Genomic DNA, 7,874 nt, shown 5'->3' on the forward strand with positions numbered 1-7,874 from the left:
AAAAAAAAAAAAAAAAAAAAAAAAAAAAAAGTTAATTCACATAATGCAGAAAAAGTATAAAAGAGAAAAAATAAAAAAAAGACAAAAAAAAAAAAAATGATAGACATGACATACTCGGGTAAGGAGAGGGCGAGGACAAAGAGAGGGGCAGTCACGAGCACGAAAGGGTCGGGAGGGGCAACGGGGAGGAGGCCCCGCACGCCGAACGCCCCCGTGCAACCGCAACGCCGCCGCGCGTCGGCGGGGGCGCGCCCGGCGGCGCACCCGGGGCACGGGCAGTCCGCGCCCGGCTGGAACTCCTCGAAGACGGGACCGGCGATGAGATTCACGTCACACCCTCTGGGACAAAGCGGGATCAATCTGTACAGACGTCAGTTTCCCAACGCCTCGGCAGGCCCGCATGTTGACGACTCGAATGCCGCATCACCGCCGGTCACGGGCGCGAGCGGGCCCGCCGTCGGCGGTTTGGGAGCACCCCCCGGCATCGGGTAAAGTTCCCGACGTCAGCAGGCGCCGCTAGCTCAGTTGGTTAGAGCAGCTGACTCTTAATCAGCGGGTCCGGGGTTCGAGTCCCTGGCGGCGCACCGACGGAGAAGGCCCCCCGATCGCTCGGGGGGCCTTTCTCGTGCCCGCGCACCGGGCCACGTACGGACCTCCCATCCGGGCCCCACCGGCGCGCCCGCACACCTCGCACGCCCCCGCGCGCACCCCCACCCCTCCCCGCGCTCCACTCCCCCGTACTCCGCGCCCCTCATACACCCGTTCGGACGGTCAACCGTTCAGTTGTACCGATTGGCGGATATGCACGGTAAACACATTGTTTCGCCCTTGTGATCATGGCCGGTGGCGTAGAACTCTTTTCGAGTCGTCGCGGGGGGTGCCGGGCGAACGGGGCCGCGCCGGGAGGGGTGTCGCGCAACCGTCGCGCCGGAAAAAAGATCTTTTGTCGTGCCGAAGGAGACGGCCCGGCACGCTCGCCCCGCCGGGACGGCGGACGACAGCACGCGCTCGCGAGGCGGCCGGAGGGGGCCGCGGCGGGCGAGGGAGAACGAGACCACGCGGCCCGGGCGGCCGCGTGCGGGGGGAATGACTCATGACGCCGACCGGCGACGATCCGGCGCGTACGACCCGGCCCGGAGGGGAGCAGACCAGGACCGGCGCCTTCCGCAGGCTGCGCGGCACGCTGCCCCGCTACGACTACGAGCACTACAGCCGGCTCGCCGGACCGCTCACCGAACCCGACCCGTCCCGCCCCTACCGCGTCCGCTACCGCAGCCTCATCGGCCGGGAGACGCACCGCGTGCGGGCCGCGCTGCTGCTCTGCGCCGCGCCCGTGCTCTCGCTCGGGCTGCTCGTGTGGCTGCTCCAGCCCGCGCACTGGACGGAACGCGACTATCCCGCCTACGACTTCCTGCCGGTGCTCGACGCCGTCATGCTCGTGGCGATCGGGCTCATCGAGCTGTTCCGCTGCCTCAACGTGCTCTCCAACGCGCACGCGACCCTCGTCGCCCGCGACCCGGTGCCCGTCGTCCCCGAGACCGGGACGCGCGTCGCCTTCCTCACGTCGTTCGTGCCGGGCAAGGAGCCGCTGGAGATGGTGACGCGGACACTGGAGGCGGCCGTGCGCATCCGCCACCGGGGCGTCCTGCACGTGTGGCTGCTCGACGAGGGCGACGACCCCGCGGTCAGGGAGGTGTGCGCGCGGCTCGGCGTGAAGCACTTCTCGCGCAAGGGCGTCGCACGCTGGAACCAGCCGAAGGGCCCGCACCGCGCGAAGACGAAGCACGGCAACTACAACGCCTGGCTCGACGCGCACGGCGAGGACTACGACTACTTCGCCTCCGTCGACACCGACCACGTCCCGCTCCCCAACTACCTGGAACGGATGCTCGGTTACTTCCGCGACCCGGACGTCGGCTTCGTCATCGGCCCGCAGGTCTACGGCAACTACGACAGCTTCGTGACCAAGGCCGCCGAGTCGCAGCAGTTCCTCTTCCACGCGCTCATCCAGCGCGCGGGCAACGCCTACGGCGCCCCGATGTTCGTCGGGACCTCGAACGCCGTACGGATCGCGGCACTCCGCCAGATCGGCGGCCTGTACGACTCGATCACCGAGGACATGGCGACGGGCTTCGAGATGCACCGCGCCCGCAACCCGCGCACGGGCCGCAAGTGGAAATCGGTCTACACGCCCGACGTCCTCGCGGTCGGCGAGGGCCCGGCGGCCTGGACGGACTTCTTCACGCAGCAACTGCGGTGGTCGCGCGGGACGTACGAGACGCTGCTCAAGCAGTTCTGGAAGGCGCCGTTCACCCTGCCGTTCGGGCGCTTCTTCAACTACACGATGATGATCGTCTTCTACCCGATGTCCGCGCTCAACTGGGTTCTCGCGGCGCTCTCCTGCGCCCTCTTCCTCGGCCTCGGGGCCTCGGGCGTGAACATCGACCCCTCGGTCTGGCTCATGCTCTACGGCAACGCCTCCGCGCTCCAGATCGGCCTGTACGTCTGGAACCGGCGGCACAACGTCTCGCCGCACGAGCCGGAGGGCTCCGGCGGCGTCGCGGGCATGGCGATGTCCGCCATGTCGGCGCCGTTGTACGCCCGTTCGCTCATGGACGCGGTGCTGCGCCGCAAGAGCCGCTTCGTCGTGACGCCGAAGGGCGACTCCGCGAGCCCCGACACGCTCCTCGGGACCTTCCGCGTCCACCTCTTCTTCATCGCCGTCTTCGGCGGCTCCCTCGGCGCCTCCTTCGCGCTCGGCCACGACCACCCGGCGATGATCGTCTGGGCCTCCGTCGCGCTGCTCATCACGGCCGCGCCGATCCTGCTGTGGCGCTGGTCGCTGCGGCACGAGGGCGCCGTACCGCCGTCAGCGCCCGTGCCCGCGCCCGTACCACCACCCCCCGCACCAGCGCCGCGGCCCTCCTGGGCCGTCGCGGACGACGAAGCGAGGGCCGTGCGGATCGGGGGGCGTGAGGCATGAGGGACCGCGCCAGGCTGCGCCGGATGCGCAGGGTCGGGGTGGGGGCCGTCGTCGTGGTCGCGGTCGCGGGGATGAACGCGCCCGCCATGTACCGCTTCGGCTCCGAGCGTTACCACCACTACAAGATCAACAAAGCGGAGTACAAGGAGCGCAACGGGCACTGGGACGTCCTGAACTTCCCCGCGGAGTACCGGCAGAACACGATCCACGCCGCGCTCCTGCGCACCGGCAAGGTGCTCCTCATCGCCGGTTCGGGCAACAATCAGGACAACTTCGACGCGAAGAAGTACGACACGCGGATCTGGGACCCGGAGACCAACACCATCAAGAAGGTCCCGACCCCCGACGACCTCTTCTGCACCGGCCACACCCAGCTCGCCAGCGGCAACCTCCTCGTCGCGGGCGGCACGAAGCGCTACGAGAAGCTCAAGGGCGACGTGAAGAAGGCCGGCGGCCTCATGATCGTCCACAACGAGGACCCGGACGCGCCCAAGACGATCAAGGCGGGCACGAAGTTCACCGGCAAGGAGTCCGGCAAGACCTTCGTCGCGAAGGACCCGGCCGTGGTCGAACGGGCGAAGAAGGTCTTCGACAGGCGGACGGGAAAGTTCCTGCGCACGGAACCCGGCCTCGACCGCGTCTACGTCGAGGCCGAGAAGGAGGGCAGGAAGTACGAGACGGGCTCCCAGGACAACTACCGTGTCGCGGGACTGAAAGGCGCCGACCGGCACAACGTCTACGGGATCGCAGAGAAACTCGCGCTCGACAAGAAGGACTTCCAGGGCATCGACGACGCCTTCGAGTTCGACCCGGTCGCCGAGAAGTACATCAAGGTCGACCCGATGCACGAGGCCCGCTGGTACCCGACCCTGACGACCCTCTCCGACGGCAGGGTGCTCTCCCTGTCCGGGCTGGACGACATCGGCCAGCTCGTCCCCGGCAAGAACGAGATCTTCGACCCGAAGTCCCGCACCTGGACGTACACGAAGAAACAGCGGCAGTTCCCGACGTACCCGGCGGTCTTCCTGCTCCAGGACGGGCGGCTCTTCTACTCGGGTTCCAACGCCGGGTACGGGCCCGCCGACGAGGGCCGCGAGCCGGGGATCTGGGACCTGGAGTCGAACCGCTTCGACAAGCTCGGCGGCCTCAGCGACCCCGACCGCATGGAGACCTCCGGCACCGTGCTGCTGCCGCCCGCGCAGGACGAGAAGTACCTCGTCATCGGCGGCGGAGGCGTCGGCGAGTCCGGGAAGTCGAGCAAGAAAACCCGGCTCATCGATCTCAAGGACCCCGAACCCCGCTTCCACGACGGGCCCTCGCTGGAGAAGGGCACCCGCTACCCGCAGAGCTCCGTCCTCCCCGACGACAGCGTGCTCGTCTCCGGCGGCTCCGAGGACTACCGGGGGCGCGGCGACTCCAACATCCACCAGGCGCGCCTGTACGACACGAGGACCAACACGTTCCGCCGCGTCGCGGACCCCGAGGTGGGCCGCAACTACCACTCGGGCTCGCTCCTGCTCCCGGACGGCCGCGTCCTCTTCTTCGGCTCCGACTCGCTCTACGCGGACAAGGCGAACAGCAAGCCGGGCACCTTCGAGCAGCGCCTGGAGGTCTACACACCGCCGTACCTCTACCGGGGCACCCGGCCGGCCCTCGGCAAGGGCCCCGCGTCCGTCGCGCGCGGCGGCACGGCGACGTACCCGAGCGCGCACCCGGACGCGATCCGCACCGCGCGCCTCATCCGCCCGAGCGCGTCGACGCACGTGACGGACGTGGACCAGCGCTCGGTGGCGCTCGACGTGAAGCGGCGCGCGGACGGGGTCGAGGTGACGATCCCGGAGAACCGCGACCTCGTGCCGAGCGGCTGGTACATGCTCTTCGTCACGGACGCCCGGGGCACGCCGAGCAAGGCACGGTGGGTCGAGGTCGAGTAGCGTCGGCGGGAGGGCCGGTCGGGCGGGGCACGGGGCCCGCACGCGGAAAACCGGTGGACCGGGGCGCCGGGCCGCACGTAACTTGCCGCCAGTGACCCGCAGCCGCGCACCTCAGCCGTCCGCACCTTCGACCGGGCTGTTCTCCGCGCCGTACCGGGCTGTCACGGTCAGCTTCGCCGCGGTGATGTTCCTGACCGGGTTCGCCGCTCTCGCCGTGATGCCGCTGCTGCCCGTCGCCGCGAAGGACCTCGACGGAGTCGCCCAGTATCCGCTGGTGGCGGGAGCGTTCGTCGCCGCGAGCCTGCTCGGCGGGGTGCTCGGCGGAGGATGGGCGGACCGGAAGGGGGCGCGGCAGCCGCTCGCGGCCGGAGTGGTGCTCACCGTCGTGACGCTTCTCGTCTCCGCCACGAGCACCACCGTCTGGCAACTGGCGGCCGGGCGGTTCACCGACGGCATCGCGGCGGGACTGGTCGCGGTGTCCGTCAACGCGGCCATCGGCCGGTCCTATCCGGAGCACGTACGCGCCCGTGCGCTGGCGTTGATGAGCGCGTGCTGGATCGTGCCGTCTCTCGCCGGTCCGCCCCTCGCCGGGCTGGTCGCCGCCTGGTGGTCCTGGCGGATGGTGTTCTTCGGGCTCGCCGCCCTCACCCTGGTCCCCGCCGCGATCGCGGTGCTCGTACCGCGTGGACAGGACACGAAGGACGGGGTGTCACCCCGGCCCGGCGGCCGGGAGGCGGTACGGCGGCCCTCATCGGCCGTCGCCGTGGCCGTCAGCGGCGCGGCGGCCCTCGTCCAGTACGGCGTATCGGCGTGGGACCCGCGGCACCTCACCTGCACGGCGGCCGGCCTGGCCGTGCTCCTAGGGTGCGCGCCGCGCCTGCTGCCCCCTCGTACGTTCCGCGCCGGGCACGGGCTGCCCGCGACCGTACTGCTCCAGTCCCTGGCCTGCGGCGCCTATTTCACTCTTGAGGCGTTCGTACCCCTGATGCTGACGACCGCGCGCCAGGTGCCCGGTGTGGTGACCGGGATGGCGTTCACCGGAGCCGCGCTCGCTTGGGCCGGCGCTTCCTGGCTCCAGGGGCGCCTGCACCATCGGGTGCTCCGGCACCGGCTCGTAGCCGCCGGGGCAGGGGTGATGGCCGCCGCCGTGGGCCTGGCCGTACTGAGCACCCTGCCCGCCGTTCCCCCGGCCGCGGCGGTGTCGTCCATGGTTCTGGCCGCCGTCGGAATGGGGCTCGTGGCGCCCTCGCTGACCCTGCTCTCGCTCACGCACGCCCCGGCCGGTGGCCAGGGGTACGCGAGCAGCGTGATGCAGACCTCGCAGAACCTCGGCCAGACGGGGATCCTGGCGCTGGCCTCGGCCCTGTTCAGCGCGGTGTCGGCCGCCGCCGACCCCCGCGCCCCGTTCCTCGGGGCGTTCGCGTTGTTGCTGCTGCCGGTCGTCGCGGTGGCCTGTCTGGCCGGCAGAACGCGCAAGGAGTCGCGGGACCGGCACCCCGTTCCGGACGGCGGCCAGGCACCGGCCCCCGCGCATCCGGTCGGCAAGGAGTAGGCGCCGCTCTCCTCAGGGCTGCCCCGCGAGGCCCAGGGCGTAATCGCCCCACCACTCCCCCGCCTTGGGGCCTCCCTTGCACGTGCCGTCCGACTCGCCCGGCCGCTTCACCCACAGGTAGGCGTCCGCGAGCGGGTCCGCCGTCCGCGTGGTCGGCGGCTCACCGAGCGCCCGGCCCGGCGGGTTGCACCAGCGCTCGCCCGGATCGCCCTGCCGGTAGGGGCCGTTGCCGTTGCGGCTCGTGTCGATGACGAAGTGCTTGCCCCCGGCGAGACGGGACAGCTCCTTGCCGTAGGAGAGGCTGCGCGCGGTGGTCTCGAAGTTGGAGACGTTGACGGCGAATCCGTCGGCCGCCCCGATCCCGGCGCGTCGCAGGGGCTCGGCGAGCGCTTCGGGGCGCTGCCAGCCGGGATTGCCCGCGTCGAGGTAGACGGCCGTGCGCGGGAGGGCGCCGAGCTTCTCGATGGCGCCCTTGAGGAGGTCGTACCGCTCCTCGTGGAACTCGCCGGGCGTGCAGCCGTCCACGAGGTGCAGGAGGGCGTCCGGTTCGAGCACGACGGCGGCGGGCCGGTCACCGATCCCCGCCGCGACCTCGTCGATCCAGGCGCGGTAGGCGTTCCCGTCCGCCGCGCCGCCGCCCGAGTACTGGCCGCAGTCGCGGTGCGGGATGTTGTAGAGGACGAGGAGGGCGGTGCGGTCCGCCCGGGCGGCGGCCTCGGTGAAGCCGCGCGCCTCCCGCCCGGCGCCCTCCGGGGTGAGCCACTGGCCGACCGGCTCGCGCGCGATGCGCGCGAGCAGCCGGGCCTCCCTCTCCTTGCCGTCCGCGCGGTACGCGGCGAGCGCCCCTGCGGCCTTGCCGCGCGGGTTGACCCAGTACGGGTCGTGGTCCTTGGGCCGCTGCCCCACCGCCGCGCCGGAATCGCGCGGCGCGGGACCGGCCCCGCTGTCGCCGTCCTCGCCCCCGCCGTTCGCGCCGCCGCCGGAGGAGCATCCCGCGAGCACCGCCGAGGCGACGAGCACCACCGCCACGGCTCCGCGCCACCCGCGTCCGCCCTTGCCGTACATCCACTCCCCCTGAGGTGTACCGGTGAGAGCCCAATCCTGACATAGCGGGATGCCGTGCCGGGCTCACTGCCCCGATTCGCCCGGGAAGAGCGGGAGTTGACCGGGAGAGGAGAAGGAACGGCCGGGCTCCCGCTCCGTCCGCCCGGGGTCAGCGGCGGCCCCGGCGCAGGACGCCGAAGGCGACGACCAGGGCGGCGGTCGCCGCGAGCAGGAGGCCGACGACGGCCTGCGCGGCGCTCGGACCGGCCGCACGGGCGACCGGGAGCGCGGCACGGCCCTCCTCGGGGGCGTGCGCCTGACGGGCGGCGTGCGGGATGCCGGGCCCGTCCGCGCCGTACGG

At 71.2% G+C, this 7,874-nt stretch carries 4 protein-coding genes, 1 tRNA gene and 2 pseudogenes; 4 read left to right on the top strand and 3 right to left on the bottom strand.

Going from position 1 to position 7,874, the window contains the following annotated elements; genetic code table 11:
* Window positions 1-329 (bottom strand): annotated as a pseudogene (locus tag SSBG_RS33135) (hypothetical protein); the annotation flags it as partial.
* Window positions 330-510: 181 nt separating this feature from the next.
* Here SSBG_RS33135 and SSBG_RS09210 point away from each other — a divergent pair.
* The 4 genes from SSBG_RS09210 to SSBG_RS09225 all read left to right on the top strand — a co-directional run bounded on the left by SSBG_RS09210 (window position 511) and on the right by SSBG_RS09225 (window position 6,469).
* Window positions 511-584: transfer RNA gene (locus SSBG_RS09210), tRNA-Lys, on the top strand.
* Between the two features lie 509 nt (window positions 585-1,093).
* The gene (locus SSBG_RS09215; protein WP_008745906.1) at window positions 1,094-2,983 is read left to right on the top strand and encodes a glycosyltransferase family 2 protein; all 1,890 of its coding nucleotides are present in this window, start codon (window positions 1,094-1,096) and stop codon (window positions 2,981-2,983) included.
* Window positions 2,980-4,917, top strand: a complete 1,938-nt coding sequence (locus tag SSBG_RS09220; RefSeq protein ID WP_008745907.1) for a kelch motif-containing protein — start codon at window positions 2,980-2,982, stop codon at window positions 4,915-4,917. The genes SSBG_RS09215 and SSBG_RS09220 overlap by 4 nt, the downstream gene beginning before the upstream one ends.
* A gap of 91 nt (window positions 4,918-5,008) precedes the next feature.
* A complete protein-coding gene (locus tag SSBG_RS09225) occupies window positions 5,009-6,469 on the top strand; it encodes an MFS transporter (protein WP_008745908.1) in 1,461 nt (486 codons plus the stop codon).
* Window positions 6,470-6,481: 12 nt separating this feature from the next.
* Here the strand turns inward: SSBG_RS09225 and SSBG_RS09230 are convergent, their stop codons facing one another.
* The gene (locus tag SSBG_RS09230) at window positions 6,482-7,534 is read right to left on the bottom strand and encodes a glycoside hydrolase family 6 protein (RefSeq protein WP_008745909.1); all 1,053 of its coding nucleotides are present in this window, start codon (window positions 7,532-7,534) and stop codon (window positions 6,482-6,484) included.
* A gap of 148 nt (window positions 7,535-7,682) precedes the next feature.
* A pseudogene (locus SSBG_RS34440) lies at window positions 7,683-7,874 on the bottom strand (hypothetical protein); the annotation flags it as partial.

This window comes from Streptomyces sp. SPB074 (genome assembly GCF_000154905.1).
Classification (GTDB): Bacteria; Actinomycetota; Actinomycetes; order Streptomycetales; family Streptomycetaceae; genus Streptomyces.

What these genes read in the sequence shown, in the direction of transcription:
- SSBG_RS09230 (WP_008745909.1), bottom strand. Translation starts at nt 7,534, where the DNA reads ATGTACGGCAAGGGCGGACGCGGGTGGCGCGGAGCCGTGGCGGTGGTG.
- SSBG_RS09215 (WP_008745906.1), top strand. Translation starts at nt 1,094, where the DNA reads ATGACGCCGACCGGCGACGATCCGGCGCGTACGACCCGGCCCGGAGGG.
- SSBG_RS09220 (WP_008745907.1), top strand. Translation starts at nt 2,980, where the DNA reads ATGAGGGACCGCGCCAGGCTGCGCCGGATGCGCAGGGTCGGGGTGGGG.